Origin of the sequence: Microtetraspora glauca (genome assembly GCF_040656155.1) — a bacterium.
Lineage (GTDB): Bacteria > Actinomycetota > Actinomycetes > Streptosporangiales > Streptosporangiaceae > Microtetraspora > Microtetraspora glauca.
Map to the genome: position 1 here is coordinate 14668 of NZ_JBFALK010000001.1, position 21078 is coordinate 35745.

Genomic DNA, 21078 nt, shown 5'->3' on the forward strand with positions numbered 1-21078 from the left:
GCGCGCGACAGGGCATGATTTGTCAGGCACGACCAAGGGTGAGCCGACCCGCGTGCCCCCGTCAGACCGCGTGCCCCCGGAGGAAGACGGATGCGCAAGCTCGTCGTGTTCCTGATCCTGCTCGTCGTCGTGCTGGCCGTCCTCGACCGGGTCGCGGTCGCGGGAGTGCAGCGAGAGATCGCTAGGCAGATCGAGGCGAAGTACGACCTCAGCTCGACCCCGACCGTCCATGTCGAGGGCATTCCCTTCCTGACCCAGGCAATCTCCGGGCACTACGAGGAGATCAGCATCGCCATGGGCGAGTTGACCCGTGAAGGCGTCACGATCTCGAAGATCGACGCTACGCTCTACGGCGTGTCCGCCCCACTGGCCGACCTGATCCAGGACGCCTCCAAGGCCGATCTCCGCGCCGAGCGGGTGACCGGCACCGTTGTGATCTCCCGCAAGACCCTCGACGCGCGGGCGCCCCGCGGCATCAAGATCGAGGGGGGAGGCGGCGACACGCTGCGGGTGTCCGGCAAGGTCACCGTGCTCGGCCAGAACATTCCGGTCACCGCCGACATGAAGATCGAGACCGTCCAGGGCGGCATCCGGCTCATCCCGTCCGATGTGAAGATCGCCGGCGGCATCTCCGTGCCGAATGTGGAGAAGTTCATCGGGTTCACCGTTCCCGTGAAGAACCTGCCACTCAACCTCAAGATCAACAGGGTGAGGTCGGTGCCCGAGGGGCTTGCGGTCGAAGGCTCGGCAACCGATGTCCCGCTCCGCTGAACCCGACGATCCGTCCCTACGTCATGAGGACGTGAGCGCAGCCGGAACCGCGGACGAGGAACTCGTCCGCGTGCTCTTCGACGATCACGCGGGGCCCTTGTACGGATACGTGCTGCGGCTGACGGGCGATCCCGGCCGGGCGGAGGACGTCGTCCAGGAAACGCTGCTGCGGGCCTGGAAGAACCCGTCGGCCCTGTCCGGGCGGCCGGTGCGTGCCTGGCTGTTCACGGTGGCACGTAACCTCGTCGTCGACCAGCACCGGGCGCGCAGGTCACGGCCGAAGGAGACCGGCGACGAGGCGCTGGCCGTGCTGCCCGCCGACGACGAGCTGGAGAAGGCCGTCGAGTCGTGGGCCGTCGCGGAGGCGCTGGCCTCGCTCAGGGCGGAGCACCGCGAGGTGCTCCTGGAGACGTACTACCGGGGGAGATCGGTGAAGGAGGCGTCAGAGATCCTCGGCATCCCGCAGGGAACGGTCAAATCGCGCACCTTCTACGCGCTCCGGGCACTCAAGCTGGCTCTGGAGGAACGGGGGCTGGCGCCATGACCTGCGAAGACGTCCGGATCTCACTCGGCGTGTACGTCCTGGGCGCGCTCGACACCGAGGAGACCGCCGAGGTCGAGGCGCATCTGGACGACTGCCCGGACTGCCTGGCCGAGCTGGCGGAGCTGTCCGGTCTTCCGCCGCTGCTCGCCCGCGTGTCCGAGGAGGACATCCGGCACGCGGCGGACCCGCCGCGCGAGATGCTCGACCGCCTGCTCGCCGCCACCGTACGGCGCAGGCGCCGCTCGCGGGTCATGCTCGCGCTCGCCGCGTCCGTCGTGGTCGCCGCCCTTGGCGGGACGACCTGGGCCACCACCGTCGCGCAGCGCGCCGCGGACAGCTCGGCGGGGGGCTCCTCCACCGTGTCCACGATGGCGCGGCCGGAGGAAGCCGCCAGCGCCGCCGCGGACTCCGCCGCCGCGGACATCGGCGCCGGCGGCATGGGCGACGTGGCGCGCAAGACGCAGCCTTCGGGCGCCTCCGATGAGCCGGTGCGGACGCTGGTGGCTCCCACGGTGAAAAGCGCGAAGCGCGGCAATGTGGAGCTGCGGGTCGAGCTGACGCCGGGCGAGGGGGGCACCCGGGTCGTGGCGACCGTCACGGGCCTGCGCTCAGGTGTGGTGTGCCATCTCACCGCCGTCGGCAAGGACGGCACGGTCTCCGGAGTGGCGAGCTGGAAGGCCACCGCTCAGGGGTACGCCCCGACCACGGTCACGTTCGACGGGTCGACCGAGCTCGCGGAGGACAAGATCCACCACTTCACGCTGACCACCGCGGAGGGCCGGACGCTCGTCACGGTCCGCATGTGACCCGGGGGAATGAACCGGAGGGAATGAATCCGTGGCGCCCGCGGGTTGTCCATCGCGATGGTAGGGATAGTCGTTCTGTGTGTGACGCTCGCCACCGGCGTGGTCATCGGACTCGTCATGAAGCGCCGCGACGGACGGCTGCGCGCCGTACGGCCGCGCGCCCTGCCGGGCCAGGGAGCGGAACCTGGGATGAGCGAGGGGACGAATGCCGTGACCGGTGAGGACATCGGCGTCGAGCTGGGGGAGCACGCCACGCTGGTGCAGTTCTCCACCGCCTTCTGCCAGCCGTGCCGGGCCACCCGCAGGATCCTGGACGAGGTCGCCGGCATGGTGCCCGGCGTCCGGCATGTCGAGATCGACGCCGAGAGCCGTCTCGACCTGGTCCGGCGCTTCGACATCATGCGCACGCCGACGGTGCTGATCCTCGATGATTCGGGAAATGTCGTGAAAAGGGCATCCGGGCAGCCCAGGAAGGCCGACGTGATCGCGGCCCTCGGCGCGGCGGTCACAATCGATCAGGGCGTGGACAAATCGTCTCACCAGTCGGACGCGGTGTGACAGATGGCGAGACGCCGGGTACTGTCGAGTCCATGACTCCCACGACAGAGCTGCTCACGAAGCGACGGGCGGTTGATTTCTGCCGCGTCGCGACCGCGCTCTGTCGCATGGCCTGAGGGTGATTCCGCGCGGCTGAACGCCGCAATCCGAATCCTTCAGGAGCATCCCGCGATGCAGGTTGATCCCCGAGGTCCGCGCTTCGGCGCGGCTGTCACGACTGTGGTTCTCGCGCTCGTCCTCGTGACGGGCAGTGCATGGCTGCTCGCCGTACAGGCGATCGTGTTCGTGCTCGGCGCCCTCGACGTCTCGCCGTACGGCTTCTTCTTCCGGAAGTTCGTCCGTCCGAGGCTGGGTCCGCCGGGAGAGCTGGAAGACGCGGCGCCGCCCCGGTTCGCGCAGGGCGTGGGCATCGCCTTCGCGGTCGTCGGCCTGATCGGGTTCGCCACCGGGATCACCCCTCTGGCTCTGGGTGCGACAGCAGCGGCACTGCTGGCCGCCTTTCTCAACGCCGCCTTCGGCTTCTGCCTGGGCTGCGAAATGTACTTGATCCTCCGCCGTCTACAACCTGGGAGAACTACATGAGCCGCTCCGCCGTCCTGGTGGACGCCGACTGGGTCGAGGCCAACCTCGACACGCCCGGTGTCGTGCTCGTCGAGGTCGACGAGGACACCAGCGCCTACGACAAGGGTCACATCCGTGGCGCCGTGAAGATCGACTGGAGGGACGACCTCCAGGACCCCGTTCGCCGTGACTTCGTGGACCGGGCCGGGTTCGAGGCCCTCCTGTCGGCCCGTGGCATCGCCAACGACGACACTGTCGTGCTCTACGGTGGCAACAACAACTGGTTCGCCTCCTACGCGTACTGGTACTTCAAGGTGTACGGCCACGCGAACGTCAAGCTGCTCGACGGTGGCCGCAAGAAGTGGGAGCTCGACTCCCGCGAGCTGGTCGAGGAGAAGCCCGAGCGGGCCGCCACGACCTACACCGCCCAGGAGCAGGACCTCTCGCTCCGCGCCTTCCGCGACGAGGTCGTGGCGGCGATCGGCAAGCAGAACCTGGTCGACGTGCGCTCTCCTGACGAGTTCACCGGCAAGCTGCTCGCTCCGGCGCACCTTCCGCAGGAGCAGGCGCAGCGTGCGGGCCACGTGCCCACCGCCCGCAGCATTCCGTGGTCGAAGGCCGCGAACGACGACGGCACCTTCAAGTCGGACGACGAGCTGAAGAAGCTCTACTCCGAGGCCGGTGTCGACTTCGGCAAGGACACCATCGCCTACTGCCGCATCGGGGAGCGCTCGGCGCACACGTGGTTCGTGCTGCACGAGCTTCTCGACCAGGCCAACGTGAAGAACTACGACGGTTCGTGGACCGAGTACGGCTCGCTCGTGGGCGTGCCTGTGGAGCTTGGGGAGGCTCGCTGATGACTACTCAGGGTTGCGCTGCACCGGAGCAGACCGTGGCACTGCCGGCGGGCATCGACCTGTCGACGCAGGCCGTCATCCAGGGCGTCGTCTCCGGCGCCGGTACGGCCTACGCCCGTCTGCTCGACCACTCCGGTGAGTTCACCGGCGAGGTCGTCGTCTCCGACGAGGGCGTCTTCCGCTTCTTCGCCGCTCCCGGCTCGTGGACGGTCCGCATCATCGCGGGCGGCGGCGTCACGAAGGACGTCGCCGTCGAGGCCAAGCTGGGCGAGGTCGCCCAGCTCGCCGTCGCGGTCTGATCTAGTTCTCCCGAAAGGGCCGGTGCGTCTCCCGACGCACCGGCCCTTTCTGTTTCTGTGCCGTGACATGTGGGGACAGCCGGACTTCTCGGGTCGATGTTGCGGATGTGACGGGACGAGACCCGATACCATGCACCAGATGTCCGGAACGTCCGCGCTTGTCGCCCCCCGCCAGGCCGCCGAATCACGTACGCGGTCGTGGATGTTGTCGCCGTACTCGCTGCCGTTGCACATGCTGCGGATCGCCGGGTCGTGCGCGCTCCCGCTGATCATGTGGTTCGCCCTCGGTCGTGTCGTGCGCTGGGGGTTGCTCCTGCTGGCCGCGACGGTCTCGCATGGTTCGTGGTACCAGGCGCGCCTCATCCTGACCGTGTTCCTGTTCACGCTCGTCGTGATGACGTCGCTCGCCACGACCGTGGGCATGCTGCACGTGATCCGTGGGGCGCTGATGGAGACTCGGGCCCGCCGGGCGGCGGGCGAGGGACGCGAGGGCATCTTCGGAGCGCTCAACCGGACCGCGCTCCTGTTCGCCGGCATCTACATGACCTGGGGCTTCGTCGACCAGGATGTCAGGGACTTCGAGAACATCGACATATTCCGGCAGCCGGACCGGCTCTGGGTGGACCGGTTCGCGCACGAGGAGAGCACGGTCGCACACGGACTGACCGGCCTGGATGCCACGGTCTCGCTCGTCATCATGGGTGTGGCGTTCCTGGTGAAGATGTATTTCGGTCGCCGGCACGAGGCGAACGAAGGACGCTTCTCCGGCGTTCTGGCGACCTTCGGTGAGCTGGCGTTCGTGTTCTATGGACTCAACGCGGTGGCCGCCGCCGTCGGCGCACGTTCCGAGTGGATGGGAAAGCGTACGGCCGTCGCCGCGCTGAGGGAGTGGGTGACCAACGCGGAGGCGAACGTCCCGGGATTCGCGGCGTTCTCGGAGTTCCTGGGCAACGTCTGGCCGTACGTCGTCGAGGCGCTGATCCTGCCGCTGGCCTGGCTCACGGTCGGCGTCCTGGTGTACGGGGCGTACGTGGAGGACACCGAGACCACGATCAGGGGAACGCGGCTGGAAACGGTCGCGGCGCGGATGCAGCAGACGCACACGCTGACCCGCCGGGCGGCCGCACGGCTGACCGCCGGCTGGACCGAGCGGTGGATCCCGCTGATCAACTCGCTCCGGCTCACGATCCGGGGAGGCGCTCCCCTCTTCGGATTGTTCGCCCTGTGTTACGTCGGACTCCGCGTCGGTTCGGACTACCTCGGCAGGGCGGGCCGCTATCTCCTGGCCAGCGATGAGCCCTACTTCTGGTTCGTCACCGATGTTCCCGTGGATTTCATCGCCGAACTGCTGACGGCCACGCTCACGATGTGCCTGATCGCCGCCACCTTCGACCTGGCGGCGACCCGGAGCAGGCTCGGCCGGTGACGCCGCTCAGCGGACGAACCTGAGCACGTGATCTCTTGACTCCGCCGGTTCCTTCATCATGTCCTCGACCGACTGCCCCGGCACACTGCGGTAGGTGCTCGGGCGCAGTTCGATCATCACCTTGTCCGCGACGGCGGGGGGAACCACCCCGAAGAGTTCCAGTTCGTACGGCGTTCCGATCTTGTTGTCCTCGGTGTCCGGAGGGGTCGCGTCGTTCAGCAGTTGGGTCTTCCAGGTACGACCTGACTGATCCTTGATCTCCACATCGGGGGCGCCGTGCCGGATGGCGCCCTCGCCGTCCAACGCCGTCCTCGTCGCGACGATCTTCAGCCACTGGCGGTCTGAGGTGTTCGTCTTCCCTGTCGGGTCCGGGATGCGCTGGACGTCGACGCGCCAGGAGACGTGCTGCCAGGTTGCCGTCTGCCCGGGCTGGATCACATGGACGTGGTCGCTCGGCCGTCCGTACTTGTAGACGCCGTAGGCGAACCAGCCAGGAGCGGCGAGGGCGATCGCGACGGACAGCAGCGCGCCGGTGCCCTGGAGCGCGATCCGCTTGCCCTGCGGCATGGGGGCGCGTCCACGGGAGGCGACGGGTTCCGGAGACGGTTCCGGAGCGGGAGGAGACGGCGGTGTCGGCCCCGGGGCAGAACCAGGGGCGGGGGTGGGAGCCTTGCCACCGGTGACGGCGGGGAAGGGCTGGGTGGACCTGTCCTTGTCCTCGTCCTCGGACGGGGGCAAGGGAGGCCACACCCGCTGGTCGGGAAGATCCCTGCGGAGTTGCCCGGGAATCGGGATCTGGGGAGCCGACGGTGCCGGAGCGGCGCCGGGGCGCTGGCGCGGCGGCGGTGAGAACCAGTCCCGCGCCTTCGTCCGCTCGCGGTGGCGGCGCCGCCGCCCCTCCATGGGGGTCTCACTCATCTCTCCACCTCGGCTGACGGATCGCCCGGCTGCACGCCGCCCGACATGCCGCGTGTCACGCTGCGTGTCGCGCCGTGCCCATGGGCTCGGTCGTCTGGTGCGCGCATCAGGTCTTGTCCACCAGGGAGTACAGCTCCTCCGCCTGTGAGGTCAGGCGGGTCAACGCGGCGTCGGAGAGCCCAAGATCGATCTCCGCCTCGGGCGCGAAACTGTCGACGACGATGCCCCCCTGCGGCGGGCTGAAGACGAGGCTGATCCCGGGCAGCGCCTCCTCCGGCACCTCGAAGACCAGCACTCCGCTCGACCAGAGCCCCGGCTGGACGATCTTGTTGAACATGGTGAGACTCTCGTCGACCTTGTCCGTGGGCTTGTAGCGCCGGCCGTCGGCGGTCAGGAGGCAGGGAGGCTGGAGCCGACCCAACTGCATCGGCTCCTTCGGCGTCGTGGCGGTGACGTCCACTACGAGGAACAGGTTGCTCGTCTCGACCTTGACGACCTCGCCGCTGGTTCCTTTGGTGTTCACCGCGTGCGCGGCGGTCACAGAGGTGACCTTCACGCTGAAGCGGTTCGTCTCCACCAGTTCGCTCGCGGCCCCCTTGATGGTGAGGGCCGAGCCACGCTGCTCGAACGGCAGGGTGAAGGTCTGGGCGTAGACGGCGGCCGCCGCCAGCGCCAAACCGGCCACGATCCCGAGGACGCGCCAGACCACCCCGGGCCCGGTCTTGCCCGTGGACCGCCTTCGGGCGCCGGTTTCGGACGAGGTCGCCACCATCACGCCTCCTCCTTCCTTACGGGGAGGGTGACCTGGGTGAGCACGGCAGGAACGATCGGCTCGGCCTCGCTGCCGGCGTCGGTGGGAAGCTCCCCCTTGGGGGCGATCTGCCAATAGTGCGTCTGGTCGCGGTTGCTGATCATCTCGTATACGAAGCCCCCCACATCGACCGTGATCTTTTCAGGGGCTACGGCGGTGGGCGCCAGGGCGTAGCTCACGACCACCGTCGTCGTTATGCCGGGATGCAACTGGCTGCTCTCGATCCCGTAGCTCAGTACGGAAACCGTGGGATCGTTCTCGCTCTTGATCTCGGGGCTGACGCGCAGCAGTGAGGCCGCGAAGCCGCTGACTCTCATGGCCTTCTCTGTACCAGGAGCGGGAAGTATGCCGATCGAGGCGGTGGTGTCGCCCATGTTGGTGACCTTGAGTACGAGCTTCAGATAGCGCTTGGTCCGGCCGTACTCGTTCCGCTCGACGGTGTCGACGGCCTTGATGAACTGGGTCTGGAACTCGCCCTGGTCGATGACCTCGCCCGGTTGCGCCTTCGGCGGAGGTTCGTCGGGCGCCTCCTCCAGGCCGCCGAAGGCCGCTGTGACGCCGATTCCTGCCGCGATCACCGCGAGGGCGACCGGAACGAGTACCGGGCGTCGGCGGCGTGCGCCACGGGGGGAGGACGTCATGGCAATGGATGCTAGTACGACCACACTTGCACCATTAGCCGCATTGATCCCACCGACCGGGCCGCAAATGTGTCCGAATGGCGAGAACGCCACCCTGATCGGCTTTCCAGCTCCTACGCTGTGATCCAGGCGGACATGGAGGGTCTGTGGGCGACCTGCATCCCGAGCATGCCCAGCTTCAGGCGGATCGCATCTACCTGGGCTGGCAGTACGCCCTGCTGCATCCGGACCCGGGACCGCCGCCGAAACGCCCGGCACGCGAGGACCTCGCGGAGCCCGAGGTCGATCCCGACTGGGTCGTCAGGGAGCGGCTCCAGGAGGATCTGCTCAACCGCCCCGTCCGGATCTTCCGGATGTTCATGGCCCTGCTGGCGGCCGGCATCCTCGTTCTCGGCCTGAGCGGGTTGATGAACTGGTCGTTCGTCCTCATCGGCCTGGCCGCGACGGGTGGCGTCGCCGGCATCTGCACGTACGCGATCCGGCAGGGGAACCGGGCGGTCAGCTTCCGGGTGGAGGAGCGCCACGCGCGGGCCCGGCGTGAGCGGGAACGCCGCGAGCGCGAGATCGTCGCGGCCCAGGAGGAGCACGCCGCGAGATACCGGGAGTGGGCGGAGAAGAAGAGCGTCTTCGACAAGCAGCTCACCTGGTACGCCGTGGCCGTGCCCGACGAGATCGACCGCGTGGACGTCGCCGGTGGGACGCTCCCCGGCTGGTCCGCCCTGATCACACTGATCGGCGCGACCCGGCTGTACAGCGGCGGCCACCTGACCGTGCTCGACCTGTCCGAGGGCGCGATCGCCAAGGATCTGATCGAGCTGGCCAGGAGAGGGGGCGACGATCCGCTCGTCTGGGTGCTGCCAGTCGATCTGCCCCGGCTCGACCTGGGGGCGACGCTGCCGCCCGAGGCGTTCGCCGACGTCCTCGCGCACGTGGTCAGCGTCAGCGAAGAAACCAGCAGGGACGTCGGGTTCGACAACGCGATCCTGGAACGCGTCCTGGAGGTCCTCGGCGAGAACGCCACGATCAACCAGGTCACCGCCGCGCTCAGGGCCCTCGCCCAGGTGGGCGACCCGCGTGACGACATGCGGTACGGCCTGCTCACCGCCAACCAGCTCGAACGCATCGGCACGCTGTTCGGCCGGGGCGTCGCCGACCGGGTCGTCATCGAGCGCGCCTGGGCCCTGGAATCCCAGCTGCGCAAGCTGGAGACCCTCGGCTCCGAGGCCGTGCGGCTCCCGCCGGCCCGGCTGCGCGTGGTCAGCATGGACCGCCAGGCCGGGGTGTTCGGCAACCGGGTCCTCGGCACGTACGTGGCGACCGCGCTGACGCACATCCTGCGGCAGTCACCCGCCTCAGAACGGCCCTGGTACCACACGATCATCGTCGCCGGGGCGGACAAGCTGCGCGGGGACGTGCTCGACCGGCTCATGGACGCCTGCGAGACCTCCCAGACCGGGCTCGTCCTGACCTATCGCAGCCTCACCCCCACGGTCAGGGAACGCCTGGGCCGGGGCCACGCCGCCGTCGCGTTCATGCGGCTGGGGAACGCCGAGGACGCCCGGGTGGCCAGCGAGCACGTCGGCACCGAGCACCGGCTGGAGCTGGCCCAGCTCACCGAGACGTTCAGTTCTGCGGTCAGCGGCACCGGCGGCTACTACACCTCGACCGTGGGCGAAGGCCGTACCGATCCGGAGGAGAAGAGCGAGGGCGACCTCAAGGAGGACATCACCGAGTCCACCCAGTGGGGACGCAGCGCGACGAACGCGACGACGAACATGGCGGAGAGCGTCCTGCAGCGTTCCCGCGAGTTCCTGGTCGAGCCGCACCAGCTCCAGCAGCTTCCGACGACCTCGGTCATCGTCACGCACGCGACCGCGGAGGGGCGGCAGGTCCGTCTCGCCGACGCCAATCCGGCCATCCTCACCTTCCCGAAGACGACACTGGGCGACTTCGAGGAGGTACGGCGGGCCGCGCTCGCCGCCCCCGAGCAGGTCCAGCGGCCCCAGCAGACCCACCAGGCCCAGCAGGCCCAGCAACCCCCGCAAAGCCGGCACCGCGCCGAACCCGAGCCCGAGCCCGAACCCGAGGAGGCCCCGCCGCCGAACCTCGGACCTCCACCGGCTCGTCTCGACTGGCGCAAGACACGGTAAGGGCATCGTCAATATGGATGTGTGAACGTGACCGACGAAAGAGTCTCTCCCCTGTTAACCGTCAACTGAGGGGTCTCATGCATCCGTTCCCCCTGAGCGGGCCCTGGTACAGGATCCAGGCCATCGCCGCGCCCTCACGGAGCTCGTCGGCGGAGTGGGACTTCGTCACGGTCCTCCCGGCCGTGCTGTCCGCCGCGCAGCGCAACCGGCCATTCGTGATCGGCTGGTTGTCGCGAGGGGCGGGGGCGCCACTCGAACTGATCACCAACGCCGGTCCGCTCACGCCGCCGCGCCCGCCGAAGCGGGCCGTCACCTCGATCGACGTCACGCCCACCGGGCCGCAGCCGCTGCTGTTCCCCGGAGGCGCCCGCGGCGTCGAGATCGGGGACGAGTGGCTCGCCGACCTCGCCGACCTGGTGTGGACGCCCTGCCCCGGCCGCCAGGCGCCGCCGCTCAACGGCCGCAGGGAACCCGAGCCGGACGAGCCGAAGCAGCCGACCCTGTTCGAGTCCACGCTGGTGACGCTGATGTCCCGGCCGTTCGGCTGGGTCGTGGTCGCCGAGCCCACCGACCTGCTCGACGCCGAGGTCGCCCACCTGCGGACCCAGCTCAACGTCCTGCGCCAGTACGGCGACGCGTCGGAGCGGTCGCGGTTCGACGCGGAGCGGGCCGAGCGCAGGATGCAGGAGCTCGACGCCTTCCGCGAGGCCGGGCTGTGGAACGTCAGGGTCCTCGCGGGCGCCGCCGGGCCGGACGAGCTGCGGCAGATCGCGCCCGTCCTCGTCGGTTCCGTCGAGATGAGCCACCACCCCTATCGGCTGCGCAGCGCCATGTCCGGGCCGCTCCTGTCGGAGCCGATCCGCTCAGGACCGCCTCACGGGTCCTCGCCCGAGTCCGTGTACGGCTTCGCCGAGGCGCTCCACGTCACCCTGCAGGATCCGGCGGACGGGGCGGCCGCGCCGTTCGCGGCCACGGCGGGAGCGCTGGCGGCGCTGGCCGGGTTGCCGCGCCGTGAGGTTCCCGGGGTGCGCGTGCTCGACGCGGGGTTCTTCGACGTCACCAGCGAGGCGGACACGACCAGCGGCGAGACCATCGACCTCGGCGCGATCGTGGACGGCCAGGACCGCGCGGTCGGCACGTTCCGGGTGCCGCTCGCGACGCTCAACCGGCACGCCTTCATCACCGGGGCCACCGGCTCGGGCAAGTCCCAGACGGTGCGGCACCTCCTGGAGCAGCTCACCAAGGCCGGGATCCCGTGGCTGGCCATCGAACCGGCCAAGTCCGAGTACGCCGCCATGGCCGGTCGGGTCGAGCATCTGGCCCCGCTCACTGTCATCAACCCCTCGGCGCCGGACAACGTGCCCTTCAGCGTGAACCCGCTCGCGCCCGAGCCCGGCTATCCCGTACAGGCGCACATCGACATGGTCCGCGCCCTGTTCATGGCGGCGTTCGACGCCGAGGAGCCCTTCCCGCAGATCATGTCCCTGGCCCTGCAACGGGTCTACGAGGCCAACGGCTGGGACGTGGTCACCGGCGGCGGCATCCCCGGGGCCGCGGTCCAGCCCGCCATACCCACCCTGGAGCAGCTCCAGCAGCACGCCCTGGAGGTGATCCAGGAGATCGGGTACGGCAACGAGGTCCAGGCCGACGTCGAGGGGTTCATCAGCCTGCGGCTGCGCAGTCTCCGCGTCGGCAGCGCGGGCCGGTTCTTCGAGGGCGGCCACCCTGCGGACATCGGGGGCCTGCTCCAGCGGAACGTGGTGCTCGCGATCGAGGACGTGGCCAACGACGAGGACAAGGCGTTCCTCATGGGCACGCTGATCATCCGCATCGTGGAGCACCTGCGGATGCGGGCCCGCCAGGGGTTGTCCCATGAGGAGGGCGTCAGCGGCCTCAGGCACGTCATCGTGATCGAGGAGGCGCACCGGCTGCTTCGCGACCGCGGCTCCCAGCGCGCCTCCACGCACGCCGTCGAGCTGCTGGCCGGGATGCTCGCCGAGATCAGGGCGTACGGCGAGGGCATCGTGGTGGCCGAGCAGATCCCGACCAAGCTCGTGTCCGATGTCGTGAAGAACACGGCTCTGAAGGTGGTCCATCGGCTGCCGGCCGAAGACGACAGGCAGCTTGTCGGCGCGGCGATGAACCTCAGCGAGGACCAGTCGCGCCAGGTCGTCTCGCTCCAGCCGGGATACGCGGCGGTGTTCGCCGACGGCATGGACCGCCCGCTGCGCGTCCAGGTGCCGCTGGGAGAGGGGCGCGAGCGCGCCATGCTCGGGCCCATCCCGCCCATCTGCGGCCGCCGTTCCGCCGCCTGCGGGCGCGAGTGCCGTACGGGCAAGGCGTGCACGCTGTTCGAGCTCCGCGAGGCGGACCTTCTCGCGGTCGCGCCGGAGTGGGCGTGGTTGCGGATCTGGACCGACACGGTGGTGCTGGCGTTCGTGGCCAACCGGTCGTTGCCGGGCGTGCCGCGCATCCTCGCCGACATCTGGGCCGAGCTGCCTCCGAAGCGTCGTGAGTGCCTCCTGGCCACGCTTGTGGAGCACTGCGTCGCCCGCCGCGCCTGGTCTCTGCGGACCTGGTTCGATCCCGCGCTCCTCACGGAGAAGGCGGCCGAGGTCGCGGCGGCGCTGCTCGACGCCGCGGCCGCCGCGTCCCATGGTTCGCCCGGTCCGGTCTCTCCCTGTCCGGCCGCGCGAACCTCGGGGCACGGTCCGATGTCCCACAGTCCGGCGACGTACGACGCGGAAGCGCACGGTCCGGTGCCGCCCGGGTCGGCGGCCTTCGCGGGTACGGTGTCCGCCGGGCGTTCGGCCGTCCCGGCGGTCCAGACGGTGGCCTCGGCAGCGGGCACGGCAGCGAGTACGGCGACGGCCTCAGCGGTGACCACGGCGGCGAGCACGGCCGATACCGGAACCGGAAGGCTCGGCTCCCTGCGGATCGATTCCGCGCAGGCCGATTCCGCGCAGGCCGATTCCGCGCAGGCCGATTCCGCGCAGGCCGATTCCGCGCAGGCCGATTCCGCGCAGGCCGATTCCGCGCAGGCCGATTCCGGCCAGAGCCGTTCCGCGCAGACCGGTTCTGAGCCGATCGGCTCCGTGGTGGTCGAGCCGACCGGTGCGAGGTCCGTGGAATCCGCGCCATCGCTGATCGACGAGCGTGCGAGCGGCCGCTCCGGACAGATGACCGCGTGCGAAGCCACCGCCGGATCCGACGGCGACTCCGCCGAACGACCGGATCTCGGCACGGCCGGCGTCCCGGCCGTTCCGGCCGTTCCGGCCGTTCCGGCCGTTCCGGCCGTTCCGGCCGTTCCGGCCAAGGGGCCCGTAGGCGGCGTGAGCGGCATGGGTGACCTGGTGGCCGGCCAGAATGCCGACCGGCCGACCGGCCGAGCGACCTTCGATTCGAGCGATGAGACGGCGGCGACCGGCCGGGCGGTCTCCGCACCGGCCGACGGGACGGCCGACAGGGCGACCGACAGGAAGGCCGACGGGACGGCCGACGGGACGGCGACGACCGGGGGAGAGGGCGGCACACGACGCCAGGAACCGGTGACGCCCTCACGGCCTCAGGGACGATCGATCCCGATCCAGGCGGGCGAGCGGCCGGGGACCGCCTGGGTGATCCCCCAGGTGCGCTGGCTGCACGAGGTCGACCGGCTGTTCCCCTTCGGCCATCCGGCTCCCAATCTGCGCAGCCCGGCCCCGTCCATGGAGTACGCGCTGTTCGGCACCGACCCCTCCGGCCGGCCGTACCCGCACCAGGGCGTCAACGGCTCCGGCTGCGGGCCCGCCGGGCAGGCCGGACAGGACGCGCGGGACACGGACGGTTCGGCGGCCGCCGGTGCCCGGCCGGAACTGCTCGGCCACCGGGCCAAGGCGTTGCGGCACCACCCGCTGTCCATGGAGGTGGACCGCAACCGCGCGCTGGCGTGGCGGGTGATCCTGGGCGACGACGAGCACGAGGGCATCCAGCGGGACATCACGGCCGTCGCCATCGCGGTGGAGCCGCGCGAGCGCCTCAGGTACGTCGCCCAGACGATGGGCGCGGGCTGGCTGGAGACCGTGCTCTCCTGGCCGCGGCGGTTCGTCCTCCCCTTCGACGGCGACGCCCCGGCGGAGCTCTCGTTCACCGACTAGCCTCGCTGGGGCGTGAGCTGAGGAGGCGGACGGTCGGCGCTCAACGGTCCCTTCGGCGCTCGATGCGCTTGCGGCGGGCCACCTCGCGCCGGTGCTCGTCGGCGGCCTTCCTGTCGGCCTTGCGGTCGGCCGACGCCTGCCGCTTGCGGCTCTCCAGCTCCAGCCGCATCGCCTCCTGGGAGGCGGTGCTCCGCATCGTCGTGACCGCGCGGCTCGCGAGTTTGGCGGCCCGCTTGGGGTTGGGGCGCCCGGCCGTCCCGATCGTCGACTCGACGGCCACGGGCGGAGCGGACTCGGCCCGTTCCAGCAGGGCCACGCCGTTCCGCATGAGGAACTCGTGGAGTTCCGGATCGGTGGGCTCGGAGCCGAACACGACGCGGGTCGCGCGCAGCTCGCCGTTCTCGTGGATCTCCAGTACGCCGACCCAGAACGGGGAATCGAAGAAGACGGAAAGAGTGACCATCGCTGCTCTCCAGTGCGTATGCCGACCGACGGCCTGACGAGGCCGCTCACCGGCACACCGGACATCCCTGGAGAGGGCGGATACGAAGTGGCTTGCCCGGGCTACCAACCGGACCGCGTTTTCGTGTGCGCCCCCAACGATAGGCCCGGACGGCGATCTGGACGAAGCCGAATAGGATCGAGCAGCGCACTATGGTGAGCGGGATGAGGAGGAGCGCATGAGTCAGCTTCCGTTGCGGGCGCAGCTCGCCAGTGCTCTGGGCCGTACGGCCGCGACCCTGTCCCGGGCCACCGGGCGCGGCGACGGATCGGTCATCGGCGGCAGGGTCGGGCTGATGCTGGAGCCGGATCTGCTCCGCCAGCTCGCGGCGGACCGCAGGCTCGCGCTGGTGAGCGCAACCAACGGCAAGACCACGACCACGCGCCTGATCGCCTCGGCGTTGCGGCAGCTGGGAGAAGTGGCCACTAACGCGTTCGGCGCGAACATGCCCGCCGGTCACGTCTCGGCTCTCTCCTCGGCCAAGGACGCTCCGTACGCCGTGCTGGAGGTGGACGAGAAGTACCTCCCGGAGGTGCTCGACACCACCCAGGCCGGGGTGGTCTGCCTCATGAACCTGAGCCGCGACCAGATGGACCGCGCGGCCGAGATCTGGCTGCTGGCCCAGAAGTGGCGGCGTGCCCTCGCCTCGCGGCCGACGCTCGTGATCGCCAACTGCGACGACCCGCTGGTGGCCTGGGCCGCGTCCGGCGCGGCCAGAGTCAGCTGGGTGGCCGCGGGCCAGCGCTGGCGCGAGGACTCCTGGTGCTGCCCCGAGTGCGGCGGTCCGCTGGATCGCAAGGGCGCCGACTGGGCCTGCCGGGAGTGCGCGTTCCGCCGTCCCACGCCGTCCTGGGTGCTCGACGGTGAGGACGTGATCGACCCGCGCGGCCAACGCTGGCGGCTGGACCTGCAGCTTCCCGGCCAGGCCAACCGCGCCAACGGCGCGATCGCCCTCGCCACCGTGGCGGCGTTCGGACTCGAACCCGGCCACGCGCTCCTGGGGTTGCGCGAGGTCACCTCGGTCGCGGGGCGCTACACCACGGTCGAGCGGGACGGGCGGTCGCTGCGCCTGCTGCTCGCGAAGAACCCGGCGGGCTGGCTGGAGGCCTTCGACGTCTCCGACCCCGCGCTGCCGATCATCCTGTCGGTCAACGCGCAGGGGCCCGACGGCCGGGACACGTCCTGGCTCTGGGACGTGGACTACCGCATTCTCATGGGGCGTCCCGTCCTGGTCACCGGCGAGCGTCGCCGCGACCTCGCCCTCCGGCTGTACGTGGCGGGCGTGCCGTTCCAGCTCTGCGACTCGTTCGGGCAGGCGGTCGCCGTGCTGCCGCCCGGCCGGATCGACGTGATCGCCAACTACACCGCCTTCCAGCAGATCCGAACGGAGTTCGGCCGTGCGGAGTGACCACGGCCGCCGCCCGACGAGTGGAGTCTCGGCATGACCTCTCACCTTCGCCTTGTCTGGATCTATCCTGACCTGCTCAGCACGTACGGCGACCAGGGCAACGTCCTGGTCCTGGAGCAGCGGGCCCGTGCGCGCGGCATGTCGGTCGAGACGGTCCACGTACGATCCTCCGACCCGGTGCCCGAGCAGGGGGACATCTACCTGATCGGCGGCGGTGAGGACCGGCCGCAGATCCTGGGCGCCGAGCGGCTGCGCAAGGACGGCGGCCTGCACCGGGCGATCGGCCGGGGGGCCGCGCTCCTGGCCGTCTGCGCCGGTTACCAGATCATGGGCACGGTCTTCGGCGGCGAGGAGGGCCAGCCGGTGCCCGGCATCGGCCTGCTCGACATCAGCTCCGGCCGTGGCGAGCGGCGCGCGGTCGGCGAGCTGGCCGCCGAGGTGGACCCGGCGTTGGGCGTGCCCACGCTGACGGGCTTCGAGAACCACATGGGCGTCACCCGGCTGGGGCCGGGCGTGCGGCCGCTGTCCCGGACGATCGTCGGCACGGGCAACGGCGACGGCACCGAGGGCTGCTACGCCGGCAAGGTGATCGGCACCTACCTGCACGGGCCCGCTCTGGCCCGCAACCCCGGCCTCGCCGACCTGCTGCTGGCCTGGACGGCCGGACCGCTCGCCCCGATCGATGACACGTGGTACCAGCGCCTGCGCGAGGAGCGGCTCGCCGCCGTCCTGCCCGGCTGATCCGGCGGACCGGGCCCGCGCGTCAGTAGACCAGGGCCTGGACGCCGTCGGCCAGGATCTCCTCGACGAAGGTGGACGCGCCGGCGATCCGGACGCCGTCGATGACGTCGTCGATCGTGATGCCGCGCCGCGCCGCGCACTGGGTGCAAAGGGTCACCCTGCCGCCGGCGAGTACGGCGTCGAGCAGGTCCGCCAGCGGGGCGGCCTCCTCCAGGTTGAACTCCTTCGCCCGGCCGGGCAGCGCGAACCAGGAGGATTCGCCGGTCAGCCACAGGGACACCGGGACTCCGCTGACCAGGGCGGCTGCGGCGACAGTGAACGCCTGGTTGCACCGTTCCGGCGCGTCCGCCCCGGCCGTGACCTTGATGACCAGAGATCGTGCCATGCCCGCAGCCTACATCCGCCGCAAAGTCATACAAGGTGGACGTAGCGGCCGGGCCGGACGGCCATGACACGCCCTAAGCTCGTATCCCATGGACGTACACCCTGACCTTGAGCCGATCGCCTTCCTGCTCGGCCGCTGGGAGGGAGCCGGCGTGGTCGGCTACCCCACGATGGAGAGCGCGAACTTCGGGCAGGAAGTCGTTTTCGGGCACAACGGCAAGCCGTTCCTGACGTACAACAGCCGGACCTGGCTGCTCGACGGCGAGGGCAACAAGGTGCGGCCGCTGTCGACCGAGTCGGGCTTCTGGCGCATCCAGCCGGAGCGCCAGATCGAGGTGTGCCTCGCCCACCCGACCGGCATCGTCGAGATCTACCTGGGCGAGGTCGTCTTCCACAAGATCGAGCTGCGGACCGACGTCGTGGCCCGCACCGACACCGCGAAGGAGTACTCCGCGGGTCACCGGCTCTACGGCCTGGTCAACGGCAACCTCATGTACGCGTACGACATGGCGGCCATGGGGCACCCGCTGCAGTCCCACACCTCGGCCGAGCTGAAGAAGGTGGCCGACTTCACGCCCGACGAATAGGCCCGCCGCACCGGCCGGTTCACGGCCGAAACTCATCTGTCACGCCCGGCCCCTCCCGACCGATATCTACCTACGGACCGGACGAGGAGGGGCGATGAGGCCACGGGCGTTGGTGCTGGCGCCGATGCGGGGTCCCGCGTGGGCGCGGCTGCGGGAGCTGGCCGACGTTATCTACGAGCCGGTACTCCCTCGGCGCCCGTTCCGGACCCAGCCGGCGAAGGAACTGGCCGCCCGCCTGGCGGCCGAACACGCCCGCATCCTCATCACCGAGGCCGACGAGGTGAACGGGCCGGTGCTCGACCTGCCCCTGATGGTGATCGGCTGTACGCGGCCGGAGCCGGTCAACGTGGACGTCGCGGCGGCCACGGCCCGCGGGATCCCGGTGCTGTGCGCTCCCGGGCGCGACGCCGACGGGGTCGCCGAGCTCACCCTCGCCCTGCTGCTCGCCGTCGGCCGCCGGTTGCTGGTGGCCGACCGCGACGCCCGGACGGGCCGCGCCCACGAGGAGCGGGAGCCCCACCGGTCCTGGGAGCTCGCCGGCCGCACCTTCGGCATCGTGGGTTCCGGCCCGTCGGTGCGTGCGGTGACCTGGAGGGTGAAGGGGCTCGGCATGCGCGTGATCGCCCACGGCCCCGACTCCCCGAAGGGACGCCACGGCCTCGACCGGCTGCTCGCCGAGGCGGACGTGGTCTCCGTGCACGGAGCGGGCGGCAGCCTCGTGGACACCGGTGCGGGCACGATCATGGGTGCCGCCGAGTTCGCGGCCATGAAACCGGGCTCGATCTTCATCAACACCGGCCGGGCCGACCTGCACGACATGGACGCGCTGACCGGCGCGCTCAAGGCCGGGCATCTCGGCGGCGCCGCGCTCGACCACGCCCCGGAGGAGCCGGACCATCCCCTGGCCGGCATGGACAACGTCCTGCTCACCCCGCGGATCGGCGACGCGACGTACGACACCGAGGTGAACCACACGCGGATGATCTGCGGGGACATCGTGCGGTTGCTCGGCGGAGAGCCCCCGCTGCACTGCGTCAACCCCGAGGTCCTCCGCGCGTAGCCGGGACCGGGGTTCCCAGAGCTCTCAGGACCCCTGAGAACTCTCTGGACATGAAAGAACCCCGGGCGCGCTCCGCCTCGAGGATGAGGCGGGCCGGCTGGACCAAGACGCGGGATGTCTCCCACGCCGCCGGCTGCCCGGGGTTCCGGTGTCTGTCGAGGATTCGCCGGACGTCGTACGACATCCGGACGGAGGTCCGAATGGACGGCGTCCTAGCGGACAGCCACCTCGCTAGTCCAAGAATGAATCACCATTGTCTGGACCACCTCCTTTCTGCGTGCCTGTACGTTATGCGACGCCTTCGGAGAGCGGCAAGCGAATTAATCGGCAGGTCGATTTGTGCCGATCGGCGGTCCTGAGACTCGTACACTCTGTGCATGACCGACACTTGGCACGAGGAGTTGCGGGCACGCGGCTACCGGGTCACACCCCAGCGTCAACTGGTGCTGGAGGCGGTCACCTCGCTCGGTCACGCGACGCCTGAGGACATCTGCTCGCGGGTCCAGGAGACGGCGCGCGGCGTCAACATCTCCACGGTCTACCGCACGCTGGAGCTCCTCGAAGAGCTCGGCATGGTCACCCACACCCATCTGGGTCACGGTGCGCCCACCTACCACCTGGCCTCCGAGGCCGACCACGTCCACCTGGTCTGCCGGGGCTGCGACGAGGTGACCGAGGTCCGGCCGGAGCTGGTGCAGGGTCTGGTCGGCACGCTTGAGGACGAGCTCGGCTTCGCCACCGACGTCCGCCACCTGACCGTCTTCGGCCGCTGCCGCAACTGCCGCTGATCTCGCGGGCTCCCGAGGCGCGCGGCCGTGAAGCGCGGCAATAGCCTTGAGGCATGCGCAGCCCTTTGCTGGACACACCCGGAGCCGTCGCCGCAGAAGCCCCCGACGCGACGGTCGCCGCTCACTACGGGGAGCCCTTCGCCGAGCAGCGTGCGCTCGCGAGCGGTCAGGCCGTCGTCGACCGGAGCGACCGCGAGGTCGTCCGCGTCTCCGGCCCCGACCGGCTGAGCTGGCTCAACAGCCTGAGCTCGCAGAAGCTCGACGATCTCGCGCCCGGCACCCCCGCCCAGACGCTGTTCCTCGACCCGCAGGGCCGGATCGAGCACCATCTCGTCCTGATCGACGACGGCGAGGCGGTCTGGGCGCACGTCGAGCCGGGCACGGCCGCCGAACTGGTCGCCTTCCTGGAGAAGATGCGGTTCATGCTGCGGGTGGAGATCGCCGACGTGACCTCCGACTACGCCGTGGTCTCCGTCGCCGCTCCCGGCGGTGCCGTACACCTGCCGGACTCCCTGCCTGACGGGACCGTCGTCGTCGGCGGTGACCTCCTGATCCCTCGCGTACGGCTGGCGAGCGTGGCGGCGGACCTGGGGCTCCGGCTGGCCGGGCTGTGGGCCTACGAGGCGTTGCGCATCGAGGCGCACATGCCGCGTCTCGGCTTCGACACCGACCACAAGACGATCCCGCACGAGGTCGGCTGGATCGGAGAGGCGGTGCATCTCAGCAAGGGGTGCTACCGCGGCCAGGAGACGGTCGCCCGTGTCCACAACCTGGGCCACCCGCCCCGCCGGCTGGTCTTCCTGCACCTGGACGGCAGCGTGGACACCCTGCCGGCGCACGGCGCCGCGGTGACGCTGGGCGCGGAGGGCGCCGGGGCGCCGGAGGCGGGGCAGATCGGCTTCGTCGGCTCGGCGGCCCGCCACTACGAGCTCGGCCCGATCGCGCTGGCCGTCGTGAAGCGGACCGTCCCGGTGGACGCGGTCCTGCTCGCCGGCGGCGTGGCCGCGACACAGGAGGTCGTCGTCCCCCCGGACGCGGGCCGCAACGTCCAGATCGACCCCGCCCTGCGCCGCCGGATCCGCTGAAAGCTGTGCCTGATTTGCCGCCGCGCCTTCGGCACGGCGGGCTCG

General features: G+C 70.4%; 22 protein-coding genes. 17 read left to right on the forward strand and 5 right to left on the reverse strand.

Annotation, left to right across the window (positions count from 1 at the left end; translation table 11 throughout):
• Positions 1-90: 90 nt before the first annotated feature.
• The 9 genes from AB0I59_RS00095 to AB0I59_RS00135 all read left to right on the forward strand — a co-directional run bounded on the left by AB0I59_RS00095 (position 91) and on the right by AB0I59_RS00135 (position 5822).
• A complete protein-coding gene (locus tag AB0I59_RS00095; RefSeq protein WP_061253117.1) occupies positions 91-771 on the forward strand; it encodes an LmeA family phospholipid-binding protein in 681 nt (226 codons plus the stop codon).
• A 31-nt stretch (positions 772-802) separates the two neighbouring features.
• The gene (locus tag AB0I59_RS00100) at positions 803-1315 is read left to right on the forward strand and encodes a sigma-70 family RNA polymerase sigma factor (protein ID WP_061253118.1); all 513 of its coding nucleotides are present in this window, start codon (positions 803-805) and stop codon (positions 1313-1315) included.
• On the forward strand, positions 1312-2121 hold the full coding sequence (locus AB0I59_RS00105; protein ID WP_061253119.1) for an anti-sigma factor family protein: 810 nt from the start codon (positions 1312-1314) through the stop codon (positions 2119-2121). Before AB0I59_RS00100 ends, AB0I59_RS00105 begins: the two co-directional genes overlap by 4 nt.
• Positions 2122-2310: 189 nt before the next feature.
• Positions 2311-2679, forward strand: coding sequence for a thioredoxin family protein (locus AB0I59_RS00110; RefSeq protein ID WP_435830905.1), 369 nt, complete (start codon positions 2311-2313; stop codon positions 2677-2679).
• 32 nt (positions 2680-2711) lie between these two features.
• Complete coding sequence (locus AB0I59_RS00115; RefSeq protein ID WP_352231756.1) at positions 2712-2795, forward strand: putative leader peptide; 84 nt, start codon at positions 2712-2714, stop codon at positions 2793-2795.
• 55 nt (positions 2796-2850) lie between these two features.
• On the forward strand, positions 2851-3261 hold the full coding sequence (locus AB0I59_RS00120) for a DUF4395 domain-containing protein (protein ID WP_061253120.1): 411 nt from the start codon (positions 2851-2853) through the stop codon (positions 3259-3261).
• A complete protein-coding gene (locus AB0I59_RS00125; RefSeq protein ID WP_061253121.1) occupies positions 3258-4097 on the forward strand; it encodes a sulfurtransferase in 840 nt (279 codons plus the stop codon). The genes AB0I59_RS00120 and AB0I59_RS00125 overlap by 4 nt, the downstream gene beginning before the upstream one ends.
• The gene (locus AB0I59_RS00130) at positions 4097-4396 is read left to right on the forward strand and encodes a DUF1416 domain-containing protein (RefSeq protein WP_061253122.1); all 300 of its coding nucleotides are present in this window, start codon (positions 4097-4099) and stop codon (positions 4394-4396) included. The genes AB0I59_RS00125 and AB0I59_RS00130 overlap by 1 nt, the downstream gene beginning before the upstream one ends.
• 139 nt (positions 4397-4535) lie before the next feature.
• Positions 4536-5822, forward strand: coding sequence for a hypothetical protein (locus tag AB0I59_RS00135; RefSeq protein ID WP_358128488.1), 1287 nt, complete (start codon positions 4536-4538; stop codon positions 5820-5822).
• A 6-nt stretch (positions 5823-5828) separates the two neighbouring features.
• Here the strand turns inward: AB0I59_RS00135 and AB0I59_RS00140 are convergent, their stop codons facing one another.
• The 3 genes from AB0I59_RS00140 to AB0I59_RS00150 all read right to left on the reverse strand — a co-directional run bounded on the left by AB0I59_RS00140 (position 5829) and on the right by AB0I59_RS00150 (position 8192).
• Positions 5829-6740: a hypothetical protein gene (locus tag AB0I59_RS00140; RefSeq protein ID WP_358128490.1), complete on the reverse strand. Its 912-nt coding sequence runs from the start codon at positions 6738-6740 to the stop codon at positions 5829-5831.
• Between the two features lie 106 nt (positions 6741-6846).
• Entirely contained in the window at positions 6847-7512 is a 666-nt protein-coding gene (locus tag AB0I59_RS00145; RefSeq protein ID WP_061253125.1) for a DUF4352 domain-containing protein, read from the reverse strand.
• Entirely contained in the window at positions 7512-8192 is a 681-nt protein-coding gene (locus tag AB0I59_RS00150; protein WP_358128493.1) for a hypothetical protein, read from the reverse strand. Before AB0I59_RS00150 ends, AB0I59_RS00145 begins: the two co-directional genes overlap by 1 nt.
• Before the next feature lie 146 nt (positions 8193-8338).
• Between AB0I59_RS00150 and AB0I59_RS00155 the strand changes: the two genes are divergently transcribed.
• A complete protein-coding gene (locus AB0I59_RS00155) occupies positions 8339-10342 on the forward strand; it encodes a hypothetical protein (RefSeq protein WP_061253127.1) in 2004 nt (667 codons plus the stop codon).
• 77 nt (positions 10343-10419) lie between these two features.
• Positions 10420-14478 carry a helicase HerA-like domain-containing protein gene (locus AB0I59_RS00160; protein WP_358128496.1) on the forward strand — a complete coding sequence of 1353 codons (4059 nt, stop codon included), beginning with the start codon at positions 10420-10422 and terminating at the stop codon, positions 14476-14478.
• A gap of 40 nt (positions 14479-14518) precedes the next feature.
• Here the strand turns inward: AB0I59_RS00160 and AB0I59_RS00165 are convergent, their stop codons facing one another.
• Complete coding sequence (locus tag AB0I59_RS00165) at positions 14519-14941, reverse strand: YjdF family protein (RefSeq protein ID WP_061253128.1); 423 nt, start codon at positions 14939-14941, stop codon at positions 14519-14521.
• Between the two features lie 217 nt (positions 14942-15158).
• Between AB0I59_RS00165 and AB0I59_RS00170 the strand changes: the two genes are divergently transcribed.
• Entirely contained in the window at positions 15159-16388 is a 1230-nt protein-coding gene (locus AB0I59_RS00170) for a MurT ligase domain-containing protein (RefSeq protein WP_228645649.1), read from the forward strand.
• Between the two features lie 33 nt (positions 16389-16421).
• Positions 16422-17129 (forward strand): type 1 glutamine amidotransferase, encoded by a 708-nt coding sequence (locus AB0I59_RS00175; RefSeq protein ID WP_061253130.1) that lies wholly within the window; start codon positions 16422-16424, stop codon positions 17127-17129.
• Positions 17130-17151: 22 nt separating this feature from the next.
• On the opposite strand, the gene AB0I59_RS00180 is transcribed toward AB0I59_RS00175, so the two are convergent.
• Positions 17152-17514 (reverse strand): DsrE family protein, encoded by a 363-nt coding sequence (locus tag AB0I59_RS00180; protein ID WP_061253131.1) that lies wholly within the window; start codon positions 17512-17514, stop codon positions 17152-17154.
• 88 nt (positions 17515-17602) lie between these two features.
• Between AB0I59_RS00180 and AB0I59_RS00185 the strand changes: the two genes are divergently transcribed.
• The 4 genes from AB0I59_RS00185 (at position 17603) to ygfZ (ending at position 21033) form a co-directional block, all read left to right on the forward strand.
• The gene (locus tag AB0I59_RS00185; RefSeq protein WP_061253132.1) at positions 17603-18100 is read left to right on the forward strand and encodes a heme-binding beta-barrel domain-containing protein; all 498 of its coding nucleotides are present in this window, start codon (positions 17603-17605) and stop codon (positions 18098-18100) included.
• Positions 18101-18194: 94 nt separating this feature from the next.
• Positions 18195-19160, forward strand: coding sequence for an NAD(P)-dependent oxidoreductase (locus AB0I59_RS00190; protein ID WP_061253133.1), 966 nt, complete (start codon positions 18195-18197; stop codon positions 19158-19160).
• A 377-nt stretch (positions 19161-19537) separates the two neighbouring features.
• Entirely contained in the window at positions 19538-19948 is a 411-nt protein-coding gene (locus AB0I59_RS00195; protein WP_061253134.1) for a Fur family transcriptional regulator, read from the forward strand.
• Between the two features lie 53 nt (positions 19949-20001).
• Positions 20002-21033, forward strand: coding sequence for a CAF17-like 4Fe-4S cluster assembly/insertion protein YgfZ (ygfZ, locus tag AB0I59_RS00200; protein ID WP_358128502.1), 1032 nt, complete (start codon positions 20002-20004; stop codon positions 21031-21033).
• The last annotated feature ends 45 nt before the right edge of the window (positions 21034-21078 follow it).